This window comes from Rudaeicoccus suwonensis (assembly GCF_007829035.1).
GTDB classification, from domain to species: Bacteria; Actinomycetota; Actinomycetes; order Actinomycetales; family Dermatophilaceae; genus Rudaeicoccus; species Rudaeicoccus suwonensis.
The window spans coordinates 703,847-724,177 of the sequence record NZ_VIVQ01000001.1 but is presented as its reverse complement, the minus strand read 5'-3'; the positions used below and the strand labels follow the sequence as shown (position 1 = coordinate 724,177).

Here is a 20,331-nt window from a genome sequence, read left to right as displayed (position 1 = left end):
ATTTGACCACGCGTGCTAATTTTTGACCATGCAGCCAACACGCGCATGGGGCGTGTCCTCCGACTCCCTCACCGGACAAGTCCGACGAGCCCAAATCGTCGACGCAGCGATCGCCGTGCTGGCCGAGACAGGCTTCGCCGCCGCCTCGCTCGCTGCCGTCGCCGACCGGGTGGGCATCAGCAAAGGGGTGATCTCCTACCACTTCGCGGGCAAGGACGACCTGCTGTCCGAGGTCGTCAGGACGGTGCTCCGCCGCGCGACGGAGTGGATGACTCCCCGGATCGAGTCGGCCGAGTCGTACGCCGACGCCGTGCACGCGTACATCCGTTCCAACGTCGAGTTCCTGCACGATCACCCGCGCGACATCGCCGCGTTGACCGAGGTGCTGGCGAACGCCCGTGCGACGCCGGGCGTGGACCAGATCTTCCGGACATCGCATGAAGACGCCATCGCGGCGCTCGCCGCACTCCTCGACGCCGGCATCGCCGCGGGCGAGTTCGTGGCGATCCCGGCACGCACAGCGGCCATCTCATTGAGGGCGGCCATCGACGCGGCGTCCACGGGAATCCGCCTCGATCACGACTTCGATGTCGTCGCATTCGGGGCCGACCTGGCCGAACTGTGGGATCGGACGCTCGGGCTGTGACCGGGTATCAGGACTCGTCCACCGCAGCGGGTTTACGAATTCGCGGTCTGCACAAGCGATTCGGGGACACGACCGCCGTCGACGGCATCGATCTCACCGTCCCGCGGGGCTCGTTCTACGGCCTGGTCGGGCCCAACGGCGCCGGCAAGACCACCACGCTCGCCATGGCCGTCGGGCTGTTGCGGCCGGATCGCGGAACGGCCGAAGTGCTCGGCGCCGACGTATGGCGCGAGCCGGTCGCCGCGAAGGCCCGTCTTGGGGTGCTGCTCGATGCGGACTCCCTGCCGCTCCGGCTGACCGGCTGCGAGCTGCTGACCTACCTCGGCCTGCTTCGCGGTCTCGACGGCGAGGTCGTTCGGGAGCGCTGCACCGAACTGCTGGACGTGCTCGACATGACCGACGCCGGCCATCGCCTTGTCGCCGACTACTCGACGGGCATGCGCAAGAAGATCGCCCTGGCCGCGGCCCTGCTGCACGGGCCTGAGGTGCTGGTGCTCGACGAACCCTTCGAAGCGGTCGATCCCGTCTCGGCTGCCACGATCCGGTCGATCCTGGGTGGTTTCATCCGCTCGTGCGGCACGATCGTCCTGTCCAGCCACGTCATGGCCATCGTCGAGCAGATCTGCGATCACGTCGCGGTGCTGGCCGGTGGAGAGCTTCTGGCGGCAGGTCCGATCTACGACGTGCGCGGTGGGCAGTCCCTGGACGAAGCATTCGCCCGACTCGTCGGATATTCACCTGAACGGGCCGAATTGTCATGGTTCGCCTCCTGATCCACATGCGCGGCACCATGGCGCGGAACCGCCGGACATCGCGCTTCGCCGTGATGTCGACGATCGTGATGACAACGATCGGCGCGGCGTCTGCAGTGAGCAGCCTCCTGGTCGGAGGCGCCACGTACCCGACACCGTCAGCCGGTGCCGCAGCGGTCTCGATGGTGTTGATGCTGTGGGTCGGCGGTCGACTGTCGTACGCAGCGTTCAGCGGTGGCTCCGGCATACAACTCGGCCTCCTGCGATACCTGCCGATACCGCGCCGCCACCTGGCGAGAGCGCTGCTGGTGTCCGCCCTCGTCGATCCGTCACTCGTCTTCATGGCTGTTGCATTCGGCTCGCTCGTCGCACTCGGTGCGCACGACAGCATGCTGGCAGCAGCCACCGGTGCGGTCGGCGGCGCCATCACCTTGCTGCTGACGGGGTGTTCGGTGCCGGTGGTCGAGGCGCTCCTGCCGCCGCCCTCGCAGCAGCGTCGGGCTCTGGGGACAGTGGCAGTTGCCACCGCGATCAGCCTGGTGTCCGTGGCCGCGACCCTGCTACCGGGGCTGACGACGTCGTTGATCGCAGGCCGGATTCCCGTGGTCACGTATGTGCTCAAGATCCTGCCGACAGGCTGGGCGGCGGATGCGGTCACCGGCGCGCGACGCCACTCCGCGATCGACTCGATTCTTCCGTTGGTTGCGCTGGCACTGCTGACCGCCATCGTCGTCGCGATCTGGCCGGTAGTCCTCACTCGTCGTCTCGAAGGGACAGGAGCGGCTTTGACGAGGCGACGTCGCTCGCGCCCTCGGCTGCTGCCCGCGACCCCGGTGGGAGCCGTTGTCGGCAAGGAGGTGCGCATGTGGGTCCGGGACCCCCTCCGCCTGACATTCCTCGTCATTGCGGCGATCGTCGGAGCGGGCACGTGCGTCGTGCCGGACCTGACGCACGGCACACCATTCCTGCTGCCCTTCGGCGGCATCCTGTCGGTGGTGATCGCAGGCGCTGGTGGTTGCAATCTCTACGGTTCGGACGGTCTGGCGCTGCGGCTGACCGTACTGGCCGGCGCGGAGCGCGCCGATGTGCGCGGCCGTCAATGGGCGTTTCTTCTCATCACCGGCCCGTATGCCGCAGTCACGACCATCGCTCTCACTGCTGCCAGTGGCCAGACCTGGGCCTGGCCGTGGGCCATCGCGGGTCTGATCGCCGTGCTCGGCGGCGCCACCGGACTGATCCCACTGGCCTCCACGATCGCCGTCCTCCCTCTTGACGCCAACGGCGGACCGCCCCCCACGTGGCCGGTCAAGGTCTATGCGGCGATCCTGCTGGAGTTGCTGACAGCCGCTCCGACGGTCGCACTCCTCGTGGCCGGCACCGTTGCCCACTCCCGAGCCCTCCTGTGGGCGGCGATGCCTCTCAGCGTGGCAACGGGGGCACTCGCCGCAGGCGCCCTTGGCAGCGCCGCCGTACGACGGCTCCGCCGGCAGGGTGTGGCGATCATCGAGGCTCTCTCGGCCGCGGCCGAGCGCTCGGCTGCCTGACCACCGCCACGGGCGCGGTCGTCGCGCCCAACACGAACGAGCCCCGTCATACACCGGTGGTGTATGACGGGGCTCGTCCTCGTGCTGAGGTTCGGCGTCGATCAGTGACCGTGACCGTGACCGGCAGCGGCCGGCTCTTCCTCTTCCTTCTTGTCCACGACGAGCGTGTCGGTGGTGAGCACCATCGACGCGATTGATGCGGCGTTGCGCAGCGCGGAGCGGGTGACCTTGACCGGGTCGATGACGCCGGCCTTGATCAGGTCGCCATACTCACCGGTCGCTGCGTTGAGGCCCTGGCCGACCGGCAGGTCCTTGACGTTGGCGACGGCGACATAGCCCTCGAGACCGGCGTTCTCGGCGATCCAGCGCAGCGGCTCGACGACGGCCTTGCCGATGAGCGCTGCACCGGTGGCCTCGTCACCTTCGAGCGACAGTTCGCTGAGGGCCGCCGAAGCGTGCACCAGAGCAGAGCCACCACCGGCGACGATGCCCTCCTCGATCGCAGCGCGCGTCGCGGAGATCGCGTCCTCGATGCGGTGCTTCTTCTCCTTCAGCTCCACCTCGGTGTGAGCGCCGACCTTGATGACGCAGACGCCACCGGCCAGCTTGGCCAGACGCTCCTGCAGCTTCTCGCGATCCCAGTCGGAGTCGGAGCGCTCGATCTCGGACTTGAGCTCCTTCACACGACCGTCGACGTCGCTGGACTCGCCCTGACCGTCGATGACGGTGGTGTTGTCCTTGGTGACGACGATGCGACGCGCCTGACCGAGGAGTTCGAGGTCTGCCTGGTCGAGCTTGAGGCCGACCTCTTCGCTGATGACCTGGCCACCGGTCAGGATCGCGATGTCCTGCAGCATGGCCTTGCGGCGGTCACCGAAGCCCGGCGCCTTGACCGCGCACACGTTGAACGTGCCACGAATCTTGTTGACCACCAGCGTCGACAGCGCTTCGCCGTCGATGTCCTCGGCGATGATCAGCAGAGGCTTGCCGGACTGCACGACCTTCTCCAGCACCGGCAACACGTCGGCGACGGCGGAGATCTTCCCCTGGTTGATCAGGATGTAGGCATCCTCGAGGACGGCTTCCATCCGCTCGGGGTCGGTCACGAAGTAGGGGCTGATGTACCCCTTGTCGAACTGCATGCCCTCGGTGAAGTCGAGCACCGTCTCGGCGGTGGAGGACTCCTCGACGGTGATGACGCCGTCCTTGCCGACCTTGTCGAACGCCTCGGCGATCAGACCGCCGATGGTGGCGTCCTGCGCGGAAAGCGCTGCGACCTGAGCGATTTCGTCCTTGCCGTCGACCTCGCGGGCGTTGGCCAGCAGGCGGTCGTTGATCGACGTCACGGCGTGGTCGATGCCGCGCTTCAGGGCGGCGGGACCGGCACCGGCGGCGACATTGCGCAGGCCCTCGCGGACCATCGCCTGGGCCAGCACGGTGGCGGTGGTGGTGCCGTCACCGGCGATGTCGTTGGTCTTGGTGGCGACTTCCTTGGCCAGCTGAGCGCCGAGGTTTTCGTACGGGTCGTCGAGCTCGACCTCACGGGCGATGGTGACACCGTCGTTCGTGATGGTCGGGGCGCCCCACTTCTTGTCGATCACGACGTTGCGGCCCTTGGGGCCGAGCGTCACCTTGACCGCGTTCGCGAGCGCGTCGACGCCACGTTCCAGGGACTTGCGGGCGGAGTCGCTGAACTCCAGTTCCTTTGCCATGAGTGGCCTTTCGCTAGTTCAGGGGGTATGACGAACGCCTCGGCCGGCGGCCCGCCACTGCCTGTGATTCAGCAGCAAAGCTGGCGCGCGAGCCGAGGCGCGTCATACGAAATGGAGTCGTGTTACTTGGTGACGACTGCGAGCACGTCGCGAGCCGAGAGGATGAGCAGCTCCTCGCCGGCGTACTTGACCTCGGTGCCGCCGTACTTGGAGTAGATGACCTTGTCACCGACAGCGACGTCGAGCGGAACGCGGTTGCCCTTGTCGTCGATGCGACCGGGACCGATGGCGAGAACCTCGCCCTCCTGCGGCTTTTCCTTCGCGGTGTCCGGGATGACCAGACCGGAAGCGGTGGTCTGCTCGGCCTCGACGGACTTGACGACGATGCGGTCTTCGAGCGGCTTGATGTTCACCGACACGGTGGGACCTTCCTTTGCTAGGGCCTGCGTGACGCAGGCCGCGGATGCGAACCCTGGTGCAGTGCTGCCGGATGTGTTCGTGTGAGCCGCCGTCGCGGGGGTCGGACCACACTGTCTGGCTGGCACTGTCCCAGGAAGAGTGCCAGGACTGAATCTATGACGTCGTTAGCACTCTTGCAACTCGAGTGCCAACATTCGCCAACCGATCGCCACGTACGTATGACGGGCGCCGATCCTGTGGCACGGTGTCGCTTCAACGGCACCGAAACGCCGCGCTGTGTCAGGTCAGCCCAGCGGCAGATGCGCTTGCGGCGGCGCGTGCGTCGGGTCGACGCCGTCGAACAGGCTGCTGACGGATTCGCCCGCGTGGATCCTGGCGATCGCCTGCGCGAACAGGCTGGCGATCGAGCGCACTTTCAGCTCGGGCCAGCCGGCCGGCGGCACGGTGTCGGTGGTGACGATCTCGGTGAGCATCGGGTGGGCGGACAACCGCTCGACGGCTCGCCCGGCAAACAGCCCGTGCGTACAGGCGACGGCCGCACCGGTGCACCCTGCCTCCCCCAACCGATCCAGCAACTCGATCACCGAGCCTCCCGTGGCGATCTCGTCATCCAGCACGATGGCTCGGCGACCGGCGACGTCACCGACGATCGTGTCGATCACGACCGTGTCGTCGGAGATGCGCTTCTTGGATCCGGCGGCCACGGGCAGACCGAGCAGTCGAGCGAACTGCGTTGCGGTCTTTGCGTTTCCGAAGTCGGGCGAGACGACCACGGCGGATGTCAGATCCTGCTCCCGGAAGTGGTCGGCGAGCACGCCGATCGCGGTGAGATGGTCCACCGGCATACCGAAGAAGCCGTGCACCTGCGGCGCGTGCAGCGCCATGGTGATGACTCGCTGGGCGCCGGCGGTGGCGAGCAGATCGGCAACCAACTTGCCGCCGATGGAGATGCGCGAGGCGTCCTTCTTGTCCGATCGAGCGTAGGCGAAATAGGGAATCACCGCCGTGATCTGGGCCGCGGAGGCACCCCGTGCGGCGTCGATCATCAGCAACAGCTCCATCAGATGCTCCTGCGTGGGCGGCACGAGCGGCTGGACGATGAAGACGTCACGCTGCCGGCAGTTGGCCAGCAGCTGAGCCTGCAGGCAGTCGTTGCTGAACCGGCGGATGTCGACGCCCGACAGCGGCACACCGAGCCCGCCACAGATGCGTCGCGCGAGGTCGGGGTGGGCGCTGCCGGTGAAAACCACGATGTCGCGCACGGCGGTGACTCCTGAGGACGGGAGCGATCTGCTGGGAGTTCCGACCCTACCGTCATCGGTCCGCGCGACTCCCGCACGCCACCGCCCGCCGATGCGACAGACTGTCGACCCATGGACCCCGCCCTTCTCGCCCGACTCACCTCGGGTGAGGGATGGGGACTCATGCAGTCCCTGCCGACATATGACGAGACGGCGGCTCTCGCACTGGGCGCCCGCCTGCGCGATGCGGGTTTCGACGCCGACCTGGTCGCCGCCGCCCTGACCCAGTCCCGACTACGGGCCCGAGCCGTCGGCAAGTTCGGTGAGGCCGCGGCCGAGATGCTGTTCACCGCCGATGGTCTCGAGCAGGCCACCCGCTCGGAGGTCGCCGCACCTCATGCGGCGCGCTTCCGCGACTCCGGCATACAGTCCGTCTTCGACCTGGGCTGCGGCATCGGCTCCGACGCCCGCGCCCTTGCGTCGGCCGGATTGCGGGTGATGGCAGCAGATTCCGACGAGCTGACGGCGATGATCGCGGCGGTCAATCTCAAGCAGTGGGAGCACGCTCGCGTCATCCACCAGCGCGCCGAGACCGTCCAACTGCCGCCGTCACAGCCACGAGATGTCGGGGTCTGGCTGGACCCGGCCAGACGCATCCCCGGAGTCGCGGACATCACCGGTCGCACTCGCCGCACCTTCCGGCTCGATGAGTTGTCGCCGTCGTGGGATTTCGTCCGATCGGTCGCCGAGACCGTTCCCGCGGTCGGGGCGAAGCTGTCGCCGTCATTCGCCCACTCCGCGGTGCCGCCGGGCAGCCAGGCACAGTGGACCTCGTTCGGCGGCGAGGTCGTGGAGTGCGTCGTGTGGTGGGGCGAGCTCGCCTGGCAGCCGGGGCGGTGCGCCGTCGTGGTGACCGGCCGGTTCGCCTACGAGGTGCACGAGCAGGACGCCGCGGGTGCCAGCACCGACGGTGCACGCCTCGACCGGCTGCACGGGTATCTCTACGAGGCCGATCGCGCCGTCATCCGTGCCGGGCTCACCGGCGCGCTGGTGCGGCGCGTCGACGGCGTCGAGCTCGGCGCGGGACTGGGGTACGTCACCTCCCCGCGGGACGTGCTCGTGCCGTGGGCCAAGAAGTACTCGGTCATCGACGCGATGCCGTTGAACAACAAGGCGCTTCGCGCCTGGTTGCGCGACCACCGCGTCGGTCGGCTGACCATCAAAAAGCGTGGGGTGAGCATCGACAGCGATCAGTTGCGTCGCCAGATGCGACTGTCCGGCAACTCCGAGGCGACCATCCTGCTCACCCGTGTCGGCGGTGCACAGGTCGTGCTGATGCTGTCCGCAGCACTCTGACCCACCGATCGGGCAGCCTCCGCCACAGCTGAAATCGTCAGTTGCGCCAGTTGGGCATCGTGCGTGCGTCGCCTACCGTGGAGCGGGTGTCCACGTCACCAAAGGTTCGAGCCCTCGCGGTCTGCGCTCTGCTCAGCGCACCTTTGGCGGGTTGTGGCGCGGGTGGCTCGAGCGCTGCATCCAGTTCACGTATGACGCCCTCTTCCGCGTCGTCGTCCGCAGCGAGCGCGTCCTCCGAAGCAGCGAGCGCGACGTCCTCCGCGAGCGCGATGCCGCCGCGTCAGGATGTCGCCGCGTGCGCATCCTCGACTTTGGCGCGCATGACCCCGGCTCAGCGCATCGGCCAGTTGTTCATGGTCGGCGTGAAGAGCCAGTACGGCCCCGCCACCGTCGAGCGGCTGATCCGGCAGGATCACGTGGGCAATGTGATCTATCTCGGCGACTGGTCGGGAATGACTACCGTGCAGCAGGTGTCTGAAGGTCTTCAGTCGCAGGTGAGTTCTGCGGCAACCGGCGGCGTGCGTCTCGTCATCGCCACCGACCAGGAAGGCGGAGCGGTGCAAGAACTGCGTGGCTCCGGCTTCACCACGCTGTTGCCGGCGATCGACCAGGGACGGATGACTTCGGCGCAACTCACGGCATACGCACGCAATTTCGGCGGTCAACTCAAACAAGCCGGTGTCAATGTCGATCTCGCGCCGGTCGCCGACACGGTGCCCGCATCGATCGGGCTGGCGAACGGTCCGATCGGACGTTTCGGCCGGGAGTACGCCAATCAGCCGCAGGCGGTGGGCAGCGCGGTGCAGAGCGTGGTGCGCGGCCTGACCGCCGCCGGTGTCGGGTCGACGCTCAAGCACTTCCCGGGCTTGGGGCGGATCTCCGGCAACACCGATGTGACGTCGGTCGGCATCACTGACACGCAGATGACCGCGAACGACCCTTATTTGCAAGCTTTTTCGGATGGCATCAAGGCAGGCGCATCGATGGTGATGATGTCTTCGGCGGACTACCCAAAACTCGATCCGAACAATCCGGCCGTCTTCTCCCCTGCCATCGTCGACGGTCTGCTGCGTGGCCGGCTCGGCTGGCACGGGGTCGTCGTCACCGACGACATGGGGGCCGTCGCGGTCGCCGACGTCCCAGCCGGGCAGCGTGCAACGCGATTCATCGGCGCCGGAGGTGACCTCGTGTTGATCGGCAAGGCGAGCGACGCGCCGACGATGATTGCGGCAGTCACCCAAAAGGTCTCGCAGGACCCGGCATTCGCCGGCGCCGTCGCTGCGTCCGAGCGCAGGGTGCTGACCCTCAAAGCGTCGCTCGGTCTGCTCTCCTGCTCATAGCCGTCGCCGCGCGCCTCGTGCGGCCCCTCCAGCGGCGATCAGGGGGCTTTGACCTCTGACACCGGCATCGACGAATCTGCAGGCAGATCGAGCGAACTCGGCGTCAGCCCACGTTGCACCATTTGTGCGCCTAGTGCGGCGACCATGGCGCCGTTGTCGGTGCACAGTCGCACCCGTGGCACACGCAGGGAGATGCCGGCCGCGTCGCAGCGTTCTTTGGCCATCACGCGCAACCGGCTGTTGGCGGTGACACCACCGCCGATCTGCAGGTCCCGAACGCCATACTCCTCGCACGCATCCAGCGCCTTACGCGTGAGCACGTCGGCAACAGCCTCGTTGAAGCTGGCAGCGACATCTGCCACCGGCACTGGCTCGCCGGCACGTTCGCGTTCCTCGACCCAGCGCACGACCGCGGTCTTCAGACCCGAGAACGAGTAGTCGAAGCGATGCCGTTCGAGATCCTTGCGTGAGCTGAGGCCGCGGGGAAAGCGGATCGCGTTCGGGTCGCCGTCGGCGGCCGCCTTCTCGATGTGCGGCCCACCCGGATACGCCAGCCCGAGGACTCGCGCCACTTTGTCGAAGGCCTCACCGGCGGCATCGTCGATGCTCGCTCCGAGTTCGATCACATCGGAGGCAATATCGTTGACCAGTAACAGGTTGGTGTGACCACCGGACACCAGGAGGGCCACCGTCGGTTCGGGCAGCGGGCCGTGGTCGAGCACATCGGCACACACATGCGCCGCCAGGTGATTGACCCCGTAGAGCGGCTTGTCCAACGCCCAGGCCAGAGCCTTGGCACCGGCGACACCGACCATCAACGCACCCGCGAGGCCGGGGCCGGAGGTGACCGCAATGGCGTCGACATCCGCCAAGCTGTGCCCGACCTCGTCGCAGGTGCGCCGGATGGTCGGGATCAACGCCTCCAGGTGCGCACGGCTGGCAACCTCCGGCACCACTCCCCCGAACCGCACATGCTCCTCGACGCTGCTGGCGACGACGTCGCCCAGCAAGGTCGTGCCCCGGACGAAGGCGACACCCGTTTCGTCGCACGAGCTCTCAATGCCCAGGATCAACGGCTCGGTCATGATGCTTCCTTGGTCAGGTGCGCCCGCATGACGAGCGCATCCACGTCACCGGGCTGGTAATAGCGTCGCCTCGTCTGAATGTGCTCAAAACCGTTGCGCTCATATAGATCTCGCGCTCGACCGTTGTCCGCGCGCACCTCGAGCAGCACGACCTCCGCCGCCGCAGACCGTGCCTCGCACAGCATCCAGCGCAGCAGAGTGCGTCCGACACCCTTGCCCTGCGCCTGCGGTGACACACCGATCGTCATCACGTCGGCGGTGTCCCCCGCACAGTCGATGCCGGCATACCCGATGATCGAATCTGCCTCGACAGCAACGCAATAGCGCCGTCGCGGCCGTCCGGCGAGCTCGGCCCACCAGGTGGTCTCGGGCCATGCGTCATCAGCGAACGCGATCGCGTCGAGGCGCGCGAGTCGAGCCAGGTCCGGCCACTCGACAGGTCGGAGCACGACGCTCATCGGGGTAGCACCGACTTGCGCGCAGCGGCCGGCTTGGCATCCGGCTGCCGCAGATACAACGGCTGCAACGGCAACAGCGGTCGACCTGCTGCGAGCTCGCCCAACGCAAAATCCGCCAGCGAAATCCCGCTGACGTCAACAGGTTCGACACTCTCGATAAAGGCATCGGGATACAACGCCGGGCCGCGCCCTGCTGCCGGAAGCGCACGCACCTCCTCGGCGAGATCCTGCGGGCGGCAGACGCCCGGATCGGTGAGCCGTTGCACGCCGTCGGAGGTCGCGACGTAGCGCGCCCAATAGACCTCTTTGCGGCGGGCATCCGTCGCGACGACGAACTGTCCGATGTGTGACACCGCTGCAGCGTGCGCGATCGCGTCGAGGCTGCAGACGCCATACGTCGGTATGTCGAGCGCCAGGCCCAGAGTCGCGGCGGTCGCGATGCCGACGCGCAATCCGGTGAACGGGCCCGGTCCGACGCCGACAGCGACAGCGGTCAGATCGGCGGGCCGTCGACCGGCCTCGGCCATGGCGTCGCGGATAGACGGTGCAAGCACTTCAGCATGCCTGCGGGCATCGATGGTGGTGCGCTCGGCGAGCACGCGCTCGCCGTCGTGGACGGCGACGGTGACGGCGGAGGTCGAGGTGTCGAGCGCGAGCAGAAGCACCGGACAAGGGTAGTCGCATCGTGCCGGCGGCCTTGCCTGGTGCGCGAATCAGACGTCGTTCGTCAGTCGGTCGACAAGTACGTCGAAGCGGGCTCCGCTGGGCCGCAACGTGATTGTGCGTCGGTCGCCGTCACCGGCGAGCACCAGCTCAAGGTGGTCATCGGCGAGTTGCTCGGCCAGCCCGGCACCCCACTCGACCACGGTGACGACCTCCTCGAGATCCTCATCGAGGTCGATGTCGTCGAGTTCGGCGGCACCGCCCAGGCGATAGGCATCGACGTGAACCAGCGCCGGACCACCGACGAGCGAGGGATGAACCCGCGCGATGACGAAGGTCGGTGAGGTGATCGGTCCCCGCACTCTCATTCCTTCGGCGATGCCCTGCGTGAGCGTCGTCTTGCCGGCACCCAGCCCACCGGTGAGCACGACGAGGTCGCCGGCGCGCAGGCTCTCGCCGAGGCGGGCACCCCACGCCTGTGTCTGCTCCACCGAATCGAAATGTACGGATTCGAGGCGCACCGGTTCGGTCATGACGGCTCGCTTTCCACGGCACCGGCCTCCTGACGATCCCCGACGCCCGCTCGTCGGCGGTAACCGGTGACCTGCTTGACCACCTTGCGCCTTCTGACCGGGCGACGCGCTTCGATGGACCGCTGGGCACGCGAGATCAGTTGCAACAGTTCGCTGTTCACCACATCCGGTTGCTCGAACGGCAGGATGTGGCCGGCGCCGGTCACGATCACGTACTCGGCGCCCGGAATCCTGTCGACGATCGCCTCGCTGTGCTGCAAAGGGGTCAGGCGATCCTTCGTGCCGTGGATCACCAGCGTCTCGATGCCGTTGAACTCGGAGAGTGCCTCCGTCGCGTCGTGCGCCATGAGGCCTGGCAGGTAGGCGCCGATCACATGCAACTTGGTGGCGAAGATCATCTCGGCGACCTGGAACACCAGCGGCGCCGGCACCGGTCCGCCGAACGAGTACCGTTGCACCATCGCAGCTTCGATGTCCTTGCCGGCGACGCGCACCTGGTCGAACAGCTCTTGTCGCATGCCCGCCCGGGTGACTGCCGCCGGTCCGAGCCGGTGCACGATTCCGCCGAGTTGGCGACCCAAGCCGTAGTTCACGCTGCTGAGGCCGCCGGCGCTCGTGGACACGAATGCTGCGCCGATCACACGTTCATGCAACAGTGCCGGATCCTGCGCCGCGAGACCCATCATCGTCATACCGCCCATCGAGTGGCCGACGAGCACCACCGAGCCGTCCGGCACGGCCTCCCGGATCACAGCGGCAAGATCGCGACCGAGCTGATCAATCGTGTATGACGCATCGTCACCCTCGCCGGATTTGCCGTGGCCGCGCAGATCCCACAGCACGACGCGATAGCCGGCATCCCGGATCGCTCGCCGCTGCAAGGCCCACACCTGCAGGTTCTGGGTGTAACCGTGAGTGAAAACGATTGTGGGAGAAGTCTTTTGCACCTTCTCCGGTTCGTCGATCTCGACATGCAACGGCACCCCGTCGTCCCCGATGACCACAACCTCGCGGTCGGGCACGTCGGTGAAGTCGATGCCGCCCTCGGTCTCGGCGCGCTTGGCACGCACCACGCGATCAGTGGCAAATCCCGCGGCGGTCGCGACGACGGCGGCAGTCACTCCGATGCCGATGCCGAGCAGCCCTTTTCGGCCCTCGCTCATGCCACCTGACCCTGGTAGGCGCGCGGCAGGCGGTTGCCGATCCGGGTGACGATCTCGTAGGAGATGGTGCCTGCGGCGTCGGCCCAGTCCTGCGCGGTAGGGCCACCGTCGCGCCCGTCGCCGAAAATGACGACCTCGTCACCGGCTGCCACCGGCAGATCGCCGACGTCGACGACGAACTGGTCCATGCACACCCGACCAGCCACGCTGAACCGGTGTCCCGCGACCTGCACCGGGCCACGCCCGGATGCCGAACGTGGGATCCCGTCGGCGTAGCCGCACGGCACATCGATGAGAGTCGTTTCGTCGGCGGTGACGTAGGTGTGCCCGTAACTCACACCCTGACCTGCCGGAACCCGTTTGGCAACAGTCACATTCGCGGTCATCGTCATCGCCGGAACCAGTCGGAAGTGTGCCGAGTCACCGATGTGCGGGGCCGGCGAGAGTCCGTAGGTCGCGATGCCGGGACGCACGAGGTCCCAGTGTGCCTCCGGTAGCAGCAGAGTCGCCGCAGAGTTGGCCATGTGGCGCACCTCCAGTGCGAATCCGGCACGTTCGCAGTCACGCACGGCGTCGGCGAACAACCGCTGCTGCGCCGCATTGCTGGGATTCTCCGGCTCGTCGGCGCATGCGAGATGCGTGAAAACACCTGTCACCGTGATCGATCCATCGGCTGTATGCCGCGCAGCGGCCTCGACCAGCAAGGGCCAGTCAGCGCCATACGCGCCGTTGCGGGCCAGACCGGTGTCGATCTTGAGCTGCACACGCGCAGTCTCGCCGACCTCGCGCGCGGCCGCGGCGATCTCATCCAGCGTCCAGACCGCAGGAGCACCAAGATCGATCCGCGCCCGAATCGCGGCGGCGAAATCCAGGCCGGGAGCCAGCAACCAGCTGATCAGCGGTGCGGTGACTCCCGCATTGCGCAGGGCGAGCGCCTCGGCCAGCTGAGCGGTGCCGAGCCAGCTGGCTCCACCACGCAGCGCCGCGCAAGCAGCAGGCACGAGACCGTGGCCGTACGCATCGCCTTTGACCACGGCGAGCACCTGGGCGTTGCCACTGACCTCGTTCAAGGTCGCAATGTTCGCCGAAATCGCGTCGAGGTCGATGGACAGGCGCGCCGGGGCGCCGCCAGGCAGCACGGGTCGTTCGTCGTTCACATCCGACAGTCTGGCAGCCGCGAGCTCGCGCGTCGGCGACCCCTGCCGCTTCACTCCTGAGGCAGCGACAGCAGGTGAGCGACGGCGCGCCCCGCCTGATGCGCGACGTCCAGGGCGCGCACCGGGCCACCAGGGTTGGCCTGGTCGGCGGCGACGCCGTGCACCAGCGCGCCCACCGCCCCGGCGAGCTGCGGCGGCAGCCCGCCCGCCAGCAGCGCCCCGCAGATCCCGGCGAGCGCGTCACCGGCTCCGGCCGTCGCGAGCCAGGTCGGCCCGTCCGCCTGGGTGTAGGTCGGTAGCTCACTCGCGCCCGGCGAGACGACAGAGGTGATCGATCCTTTCAGCAGAACCGTCGCGTCGAGGCGGTCCGCAACCAGGCCGGCTACGACGGTCGGCTGCAGTTGCATCAACCGCTCGTCGATCGTCGCACCGTCCTGCGCACGTATGTCGAGTCGCTTGGCCAGCCGCAGCAGTTCGCCGGCGTGCGGCGTCAGCAGAGTCGGAGCATGACGCGGGCCCTCGATCAGATCCAGTCCCCCGGCATCCAGCAGGACCGGCAGGTCCGAGGCGATGGCCTCCGCGGCGACGCGGAGCTGCTCGCTGCTGGCGTCGTCGACGACCAAGCCCGACCCGATTGCCCACGCCTGCACCCGGCCCTCACCGAAAACCGCCTCGGGCACGAGCTGCCGCAACAGGTGGGTCGGCGCGTCGGGACCGACATAACGCACCATGCCGACACCCACGGTCACAGCGGCCGTCACCGCCATCACCGGCGCACCGGTGTAGTGCTCGCCCCCGGCCACGACCCCCAGCACGCCGCGCGAGTACTTGTCATCGTCCGGGCCGGGCACCGGCCACAACGATGCGACATCCTGATGCGAAAAACGTTGCACAGCAATGGCATCCGGGTCGGGTACGTCGATGTCGACGACCGTGAGCATCCCGACGGCGGGCTCGCTGACCGGCATCAGGTGCACCGGCTTCGCCAGCGAGAAGGTGACCGTCTCGTCGGCATAGATCGAGTCTGATCGCACCAGCCCGGCCGGGTCGCAGCCCGATGGCAGGTCGACAGCGAGCACGAAGGCGTCGCCACCGATGAGGTCGGGCAGGTTGCGCAGATGTTCCGGCAGACCCGGTCGTCCGCCGATCCCCAGGATCCCGTCGATCACCAGATCGGCATCGGCCAACGCACCGGTGACCGCATCGCCGGCAGGACCGTCGCGCCATTCCTCGATCACCACGCCGGCCCCCGTCGCGGCCTCCAGACCACCCTGGTGTTCGGCCGGGCCGGTCAGGACTGCGAGCACGTTGAGATCGTCCCCGGCGAGCGCGGCAGCGGCATACAGCGCGTCCCCGCCGTTGTCTCCCGGCCCGGCAAGCACGACAACGCGAGACCCGTGCCGGCCCAGCCGTGCCATCGCGACCTCCGCCAGTCCCTCGGCGGCACGCGTCATCAGCATGCCTTCCGGCAACTGGGCACGCACCGCCTCCTCGGCGGCACGGACATCTGCGACTGCGAAAGCACGCATCATCTCGGTGTTCTCCTCAGCTCTCGGCCACGACGATGGCAGAGGCGATCCCTCCGTCATGCGAAATCGACAGGTGCAGCGCGGTCACACCCAGCTGCGCCGCTCGCGCAGCGACGGTGCCGTGCAGTGACCACGACGGCTGACCGTCGGCGTTCTTGATCACCACCGCGTCGACCCAGTGCAATCCGGCGGGCGCACCGAGCGCCTTGGCGAGCGCTTCTTTCGCCGCGAACCGGCCGGCAAGTGAGTTCGGCGGCAGACCGCGCTCGGGCTGCGCGAACAGTCGTTCGAGCAATGCCGGTGTCGCCTCGAGCTTCGCCATGAATCGAGGCACGTCGACAACGTCGATGCCGACCCCGACGATCACTCGACGGTCACCGATTTCGCCAGGTTGCGCGGCTGGTCGACATCCAGGCCCTTGGCCGTGGCCAGTTCGAGTGCGAAGACCTGCAGCGGCACCACCGTCAGCAACGGCTGCAGCAGCGGAGCCGTGCGTGGCACCCGGATGACCTCGTCGGCGAAGGGCACCACCGCGTCGTCACCGTCCTCGGCGATCACCAGGGTGCGCGCACCGCGAGCACGGATCTCCTGGATGTTGGAGACGACCTTGCCGTGCAGACCGTGCGGTGTGTCCGGCCCGGGCACCACGATGAAGACCGGCTGCCCCGGCTCGATCAGCGCGATGGGCCCATGCTTCAGCTCGCCCGCGGCGAAGCCCTCGGCGTGGATGTAGGCGAGTTCCTTGAGTTTGAGAGCCCCCTCCAGCGCGACCGGGAATCCCACGTGTCGGCCCAGGAAGAGCACCGACCGGGTGTCGGCCATGAACCGGGCGATCTCGCGCACCCGGTCAAGGTCGCCGAGCAGTTCGGTGATCCGGTCGGGCACCTGCTGCAACTGCGCCATCACGGCCTTGGCGTCCTGCGCGTAGGACTGCCCCTTCAGCTGGGCCAGGTAGAGCCCGAGCACGTAGCACGCGGTGATCTGCGCGAGGAATGCCTTGGTCGATGCGACCGCGACCTCGGGGCCGGCGTGCGTGTAGAGCACCGCGTCGGACTCGCGCGGGATGGTCGATCCGTGGGTGTTGCACACCGAGATCGTCAGGGCACCGAGTTCGCGCGCATGCTTGACCGCCATCAGCGTGTCCATCGTCTCGCCGGACTGGCTGATCGAGACGACCAGCGTCCGGTCGTCGACGATCGGGTCGCAATATCTGAACTCGTGCGCCAGGCTCACCTCGACCGGGATGCGCGTCCAATGCTCGATGGCGTATTTCGCAACCATCCCCGCGTATGCCGCTGTCCCGCACGCCACGATCGTGATGCGGTCGACCGCTCGCAGTTGCTCCTCGGAGATGCGCAGCTCGTCGAGTTCGAGGGCGCCCACCTCGTTGGTGCGCCCCAGCAGCGTGTCGTTGACCGCCTGCGGCTGCTCGTGGATCTCCTTCTCCATGAAGGTGTCGTAGCCGCCCTTCTCAGCAGCAGCGGCATCCCAGTCGACGTGGAACTGCTTGCCGGTGGCGGGCTGGCCGTCGAAGCCGATCACCGTGACGGACTCCGGAGTGATCGTGACGATCTGGTCCTGCTCCAGCTCCATCGCCGCGCGGGTGTATCCGATGAAGGCCGCGACGTCGGAGCCGAGGAAGTTCTCACCGTCGCCGAGTCCGACGACCAACGGGCTGTTACGTCGCGCGCCGACAACGACACCGGGCTGGTCGGCGTGCACTGCCAGCAGGGTGAAGGCGCCTTCGAGTCGACTGACGACGGCCAGCATCGCGGCAGTGAGGTCGCCGTCATACAGCTCGGCGAGCATCTGGGCGACAACTTCCGTGTCCGTCTCGGACTCGAAATGCACTCCGGCGTCGAGCAATTCGCTCTTGAGAGAGTGGAAGTTCTCGATGATGCCGTTGTGGATCAGCGCCAGTTTGCCGTCGGTGCCCCCGCGATGCGGGTGCGCATTCGCGTCCGTGGGTCCACCGTGGGTTGCCCACCGGGTGTGACCGATCGCGGTGCGGCCTTCCGGCAGCGGCTGCTCGTCCAACTCCGTGAGCAGATTGGCCAGCTTGCCGGAGCGTTTCCGGGTCTCGACGACATCGCCCGCGACGAGCGCGATGCCGGCGGAGTCATATCCCCGGTATTCCAGTCGAGCCAGACCGTCCAGGACCACGTCGAGCGCCTTGGTGCTGTCGTCGCGACCGACATAACCCACGATTCCACACATGCGCGACACCCTAACGTCGAAGCGGCTCAGTCACTGAATCACCGGCACGGGTGAGTCCGGTCGCCATACCTGCAGCCAGGGGCACGGTGTCATGGACAATGGCGCGGTGTCCCGCCACCATCCGTCGATCCCGTCGCCGTACGTCGAGTTCGACCGCGCCGCCTGGGCCGGCCTTCGCGCCTCGCATCCGATGAGCCTGACCAAGCAGGACGTTCGCCGACTGCGCGGCACCGGCGACCGGCTCGAGCTTCCAGAGGTGCAGGACGTCTATCTGCCGCTGTCGCGACTGCTCAACATCTACGTGGGCGCGACGACGCGGCTGCACCGGGTGACCACCGACTTCCTGGGTGAGACGCCCGCCCGCACGCCCTTCGTGATCGGCATCGCCGGCTCGGTTGCGGTGGGCAAGTCGACCACGGCACGGATCCTGCGCGAACTGCTCGCTCGGTGGCCGGACACACCGCGCGTGGAACTGGTCACCACCGACGGATTCTTGTTTCCGAATGCCGAGCTCGAGCGACGAAACCTTCTGGAACGCAAGGGCTTTCCGGAGTCATACGACCGGCGCAAGCTGGTGCGCTTCTTGGCCGAGGTCAAGGCCGGCAAGTCCGAGGTGAGCGCCCCCGTCTACTCGCACCTGACCTACGACATCGTGCCGGACGAACGCATCGTGCTGCGCCAGCCGGACGTGCTGATCGTCGAGGGGCTCAACGTCCTGCAGCCCTCGATCCCGACGCCGGACCGCCGCAACAACCTGGCGGTGTCCGACTTCTTCGATTTCTCGGTGTATGTCGATGCCCGCGAGGAGGACATCCGCCGCTGGTATGTCGATCGCTTCCTGCGGCTGCGCGAGACGGCCTTCGCCGATCCGGAGTCCTACTTCCACCGGTATGCCCAGTTGTCCGACGAGCAGGCCGTCGACCGCGCGGTGCAGATCTGGGACAGCATCAACGCGCCGAATCTCACGCAGAACGTCGCTCCCACGCGCAGCCGGGCGACGCTCGTGCTGACCAAAGGCCCCGATCACGGGGTGACCAGGATCCGCCTGCGCAAGGTGTGAAGGTGTGACGGTGCGACGGTCGAGCACCGGATCACCAGGTGCGGTTCGGGGCGCTGCCCGCGACCTCATCCGCCTCGACGTCATCGGGCTCTGAGTCGTCGTCCTCGTCGTCGAACATGTGCTCCACGTCGTCGACCGACATCTCGTCTTCGTCGATCACCTCGTCAGCGCCGTCATCGGCCGCGGCTGCCGCCCGCCGGGCGCGCATCCACATCAGCAGCCACACCCCGGAGAAGATCGCCAGAACCAGTGCGGCCAGCAGGATCCCGCCGAACACCTGGTAGAGCAGGTGCGACATACCGGTCGCAGGCACCCCGCCCTTGTCGTCGTTGTCGAAGTTCGGAGCCTCGCCGTCGCCCCACCGTGCGCCCAGTGCCCCGGCGACCCCCACGAGCACGACCGCCGCCACCCAGTAGGACGCGACGAACCAGCGCTTCTGCAACAACATGGGCCTTAAGTTACGTGAAGATCGTGCCGAGCGACATCACAAACGCGCCGACGCGTATGGCGGTGCCGACATCTCTCAGGCCCGCACACGCGACCGTGCTGCACCTGCCGTCAGCGGGCCGAGGAGGGTCGCCGATAAGACGATCGATCAACAGATCTTCGAATGAACAGATGCGAGAGGATCCGGGGTATCAGTACCAGCCGGTGGCCTGAGAGTGACCCCAGGCGCCGCACGGCGAGCCGTAGCGGGACGCGATGTACCCCAGGCCCCACTTGATCTGCGTCGCCGGGTTGGTGCGCCAGTCAGCACCGGCGCTGGCCATCTTGCTGCCCGGCAGCGCCTGCGGGATGCCGTAGGCACCGGAGGACGCATTCTCGGCGCTGGCGTTCCAGCCGGACTCGCGGTTCCAGAGGCTGACCAGGCAGCCCATTTGGTTCTGGCCCCATCCGAAGGAGCTGAGCATCGCCGCAGCGATGGCCTGTGGGCTTCCGGAGAAGGTCGTGACAGTCGTGCCGCCACCGCTACCGCTACCGCTACCGGACGAACTGCTGCTCGAGTCGGATTGCGCCGCAGCGGCCTCACGAGCGGATGCCGCCGACCCATTGGCCTGGGCCTGCAGCGCGCGTGCCTGAGCGGCCAGGCTGGCGAGCGCCCCCTTCGACTTGCCGTTGGCCGCATTGCGCGCGGCGACGGCCTGCGCCGCGGCCTGGCTCTGCGAATCGCCGTTGGCGTAGACGGCCGAGTTGCCTGCGTTCACCGCATCCAGGCCGTCGGCCTGACCGCGCAACTGCAGGTCGGCGCTGGCCGGACCGGAGAGCGCCGAAGCGGCGGATGCGTATCCCGCTGCCGAAACTGACACTGCCGAAATCGCTGCAGTTGCTGCAATCGCGGGTCTGCGTAGCGCGCGGACCCCGGTATCGCGACGGGCACGGTGACGTCCGACAGGACGGGACATAGAGCAACCTTTCAGAGGGGACACATGCAAGGACGCACTGCGGCTCAGGCCT

General features: G+C 67.6%; 20 protein-coding genes. 6 read left to right on the top strand and 14 right to left on the bottom strand.

Annotation, left to right across the window (positions count from 1 at the left end):
- Nucleotides 1-28: 28 nt before the first annotated feature.
- The 3 genes from BKA23_RS03355 (at nt 29) to BKA23_RS03345 (ending at nt 2,942) form a co-directional block, all read left to right on the top strand.
- A complete protein-coding gene (locus tag BKA23_RS03355) occupies nt 29-646 on the top strand; it encodes a TetR/AcrR family transcriptional regulator (RefSeq protein WP_145225468.1) in 618 nt (205 codons plus the stop codon).
- Nucleotides 643-1,419: an ABC transporter ATP-binding protein gene (locus BKA23_RS03350; protein ID WP_145225466.1), complete on the top strand. Its 777-nt coding sequence runs from the start codon at nt 643-645 to the stop codon at nt 1,417-1,419. The genes BKA23_RS03355 and BKA23_RS03350 overlap by 4 nt, the downstream gene beginning before the upstream one ends.
- Before the next feature lie 95 nt (nt 1,420-1,514).
- On the top strand, nt 1,515-2,942 hold the full coding sequence (locus BKA23_RS03345; protein WP_145225465.1) for a hypothetical protein: 1,428 nt from the start codon (nt 1,515-1,517) through the stop codon (nt 2,940-2,942).
- Nucleotides 2,943-3,043: 101 nt separating this feature from the next.
- Here the strand turns inward: BKA23_RS03345 and groL are convergent, their stop codons facing one another.
- From groL to BKA23_RS03330, 3 genes are all read right to left on the bottom strand, one after another.
- A complete protein-coding gene (gene groL / locus BKA23_RS03340) occupies nt 3,044-4,654 on the bottom strand; it encodes a chaperonin GroEL (RefSeq protein ID WP_145225462.1) in 1,611 nt (536 codons plus the stop codon).
- A 122-nt stretch (nt 4,655-4,776) separates the two neighbouring features.
- Nucleotides 4,777-5,073 carry a co-chaperone GroES gene (groES, locus tag BKA23_RS03335; protein ID WP_145225460.1) on the bottom strand — a complete coding sequence of 99 codons (297 nt, stop codon included), beginning with the start codon at nt 5,071-5,073 and terminating at the stop codon, nt 4,777-4,779.
- 285 nt (nt 5,074-5,358) lie between these two features.
- Nucleotides 5,359-6,336 carry a ribose-phosphate diphosphokinase gene (locus BKA23_RS03330; protein WP_145225458.1) on the bottom strand — a complete coding sequence of 326 codons (978 nt, stop codon included), beginning with the start codon at nt 6,334-6,336 and terminating at the stop codon, nt 5,359-5,361.
- 111 nt (nt 6,337-6,447) lie between these two features.
- Between BKA23_RS03330 and BKA23_RS03325 the strand changes: the two genes are divergently transcribed.
- Both BKA23_RS03325 and BKA23_RS03320 read left to right on the top strand, forming a co-directional pair.
- A complete protein-coding gene (locus BKA23_RS03325; RefSeq protein ID WP_145225456.1) occupies nt 6,448-7,671 on the top strand; it encodes a class I SAM-dependent methyltransferase in 1,224 nt (407 codons plus the stop codon).
- Nucleotides 7,672-7,862: 191 nt separating this feature from the next.
- Complete coding sequence (locus BKA23_RS03320; protein ID WP_145225454.1) at nt 7,863-9,011, top strand: glycoside hydrolase family 3 N-terminal domain-containing protein; 1,149 nt, start codon at nt 7,863-7,865, stop codon at nt 9,009-9,011.
- 38 nt (nt 9,012-9,049) lie between these two features.
- On the opposite strand, the gene tsaD is transcribed toward BKA23_RS03320, so the two are convergent.
- Genes tsaD through glmS form a run of 9 tightly spaced genes read right to left on the bottom strand, consistent with a single transcriptional unit; the run spans nt 9,050 to nt 17,816 of the window.
- Nucleotides 9,050-10,096, bottom strand: coding sequence for a tRNA (adenosine(37)-N6)-threonylcarbamoyltransferase complex transferase subunit TsaD (gene tsaD, locus BKA23_RS03315; protein ID WP_145225452.1), 1,047 nt, complete (start codon nt 10,094-10,096; stop codon nt 9,050-9,052).
- Nucleotides 10,093-10,554, bottom strand: a complete 462-nt coding sequence (gene rimI, locus BKA23_RS03310) for a ribosomal protein S18-alanine N-acetyltransferase (RefSeq protein ID WP_145225451.1) — start codon at nt 10,552-10,554, stop codon at nt 10,093-10,095. Before rimI ends, tsaD begins: the two co-directional genes overlap by 4 nt.
- A complete protein-coding gene (gene tsaB, locus BKA23_RS03305) occupies nt 10,551-11,219 on the bottom strand; it encodes a tRNA (adenosine(37)-N6)-threonylcarbamoyltransferase complex dimerization subunit type 1 TsaB (protein WP_145225449.1) in 669 nt (222 codons plus the stop codon). The genes rimI and tsaB overlap by 4 nt, the downstream gene beginning before the upstream one ends.
- Before the next feature lie 48 nt (nt 11,220-11,267).
- On the bottom strand, nt 11,268-11,750 hold the full coding sequence (gene tsaE, locus BKA23_RS03300; RefSeq protein WP_145225447.1) for a tRNA (adenosine(37)-N6)-threonylcarbamoyltransferase complex ATPase subunit type 1 TsaE: 483 nt from the start codon (nt 11,748-11,750) through the stop codon (nt 11,268-11,270).
- On the bottom strand, nt 11,747-12,913 hold the full coding sequence (locus BKA23_RS03295) for an alpha/beta fold hydrolase (protein ID WP_145225445.1): 1,167 nt from the start codon (nt 12,911-12,913) through the stop codon (nt 11,747-11,749). Before BKA23_RS03295 ends, tsaE begins: the two co-directional genes overlap by 4 nt.
- The gene (alr, locus tag BKA23_RS03290; protein WP_145225443.1) at nt 12,910-14,070 is read right to left on the bottom strand and encodes an alanine racemase; all 1,161 of its coding nucleotides are present in this window, start codon (nt 14,068-14,070) and stop codon (nt 12,910-12,912) included. The genes BKA23_RS03295 and alr overlap by 4 nt, the downstream gene beginning before the upstream one ends.
- A gap of 50 nt (nt 14,071-14,120) precedes the next feature.
- Entirely contained in the window at nt 14,121-15,599 is a 1,479-nt protein-coding gene (locus tag BKA23_RS03285; RefSeq protein WP_342783588.1) for a bifunctional ADP-dependent NAD(P)H-hydrate dehydratase/NAD(P)H-hydrate epimerase, read from the bottom strand.
- A 16-nt stretch (nt 15,600-15,615) separates the two neighbouring features.
- A complete protein-coding gene (locus BKA23_RS03280) occupies nt 15,616-15,966 on the bottom strand; it encodes a holo-ACP synthase (protein ID WP_145225439.1) in 351 nt (116 codons plus the stop codon).
- Nucleotides 15,963-17,816: a glutamine--fructose-6-phosphate transaminase (isomerizing) gene (gene glmS / locus BKA23_RS03275; RefSeq protein ID WP_145225437.1), complete on the bottom strand. Its 1,854-nt coding sequence runs from the start codon at nt 17,814-17,816 to the stop codon at nt 15,963-15,965. The genes BKA23_RS03280 and glmS overlap by 4 nt, the downstream gene beginning before the upstream one ends.
- Before the next feature lie 91 nt (nt 17,817-17,907).
- Here glmS and coaA point away from each other — a divergent pair, with 91 nt between their 5' ends.
- Nucleotides 17,908-18,876 carry a type I pantothenate kinase gene (coaA, locus tag BKA23_RS03270; RefSeq protein WP_145225435.1) on the top strand — a complete coding sequence of 323 codons (969 nt, stop codon included), beginning with the start codon at nt 17,908-17,910 and terminating at the stop codon, nt 18,874-18,876.
- 31 nt (nt 18,877-18,907) lie between these two features.
- Here the strand turns inward: coaA and BKA23_RS03265 are convergent, their stop codons facing one another.
- Nucleotides 18,908-19,324, bottom strand: a complete 417-nt coding sequence (locus BKA23_RS03265) for a hypothetical protein (RefSeq protein ID WP_145225434.1) — start codon at nt 19,322-19,324, stop codon at nt 18,908-18,910.
- 190 nt (nt 19,325-19,514) lie between these two features.
- Complete coding sequence (locus tag BKA23_RS17930; RefSeq protein WP_246104425.1) at nt 19,515-20,183, bottom strand: aggregation-promoting factor C-terminal-like domain-containing protein; 669 nt, start codon at nt 20,181-20,183, stop codon at nt 19,515-19,517.
- Between the last annotated feature and the right edge of the window lie 148 nt (nt 20,184-20,331).

Coding starts and splice junctions, on each gene's coding strand:
- BKA23_RS03355 (WP_145225468.1), top strand. CDS start 29: ATGCAGCCAACACGCGCATGGGGCGTGTCCTCCGACTCCCTCACCGGA.
- groL (WP_145225462.1), bottom strand. CDS start 4,654: ATGGCAAAGGAACTGGAGTTCAGCGACTCCGCCCGCAAGTCCCTGGAA.
- BKA23_RS03325 (WP_145225456.1), top strand. CDS start 6,448: ATGGACCCCGCCCTTCTCGCCCGACTCACCTCGGGTGAGGGATGGGGA.
- BKA23_RS03320 (WP_145225454.1), top strand. CDS start 7,863: ATGACGCCCTCTTCCGCGTCGTCGTCCGCAGCGAGCGCGTCCTCCGAA.
- tsaD (WP_145225452.1), bottom strand. CDS start 10,096: ATGACCGAGCCGTTGATCCTGGGCATTGAGAGCTCGTGCGACGAAACG.
- rimI (WP_145225451.1), bottom strand. CDS start 10,554: ATGAGCGTCGTGCTCCGACCTGTCGAGTGGCCGGACCTGGCTCGACTC.
- tsaE (WP_145225447.1), bottom strand. CDS start 11,750: ATGACCGAACCGGTGCGCCTCGAATCCGTACATTTCGATTCGGTGGAG.
- BKA23_RS03295 (WP_145225445.1), bottom strand. CDS start 12,913: ATGAGCGAGGGCCGAAAAGGGCTGCTCGGCATCGGCATCGGAGTGACT.
- BKA23_RS03285 (WP_342783588.1), bottom strand. CDS start 15,599: ATGCGTGCTTTCGCAGTCGCAGATGTCCGTGCCGCCGAGGAGGCGGTG.
- glmS (WP_145225437.1), bottom strand. CDS start 17,816: ATGTGTGGAATCGTGGGTTATGTCGGTCGCGACGACAGCACCAAGGCG.
- coaA (WP_145225435.1), top strand. CDS start 17,908: ATGGACAATGGCGCGGTGTCCCGCCACCATCCGTCGATCCCGTCGCCG.
- BKA23_RS03265 (WP_145225434.1), bottom strand. CDS start 19,324: ATGTTGTTGCAGAAGCGCTGGTTCGTCGCGTCCTACTGGGTGGCGGCG.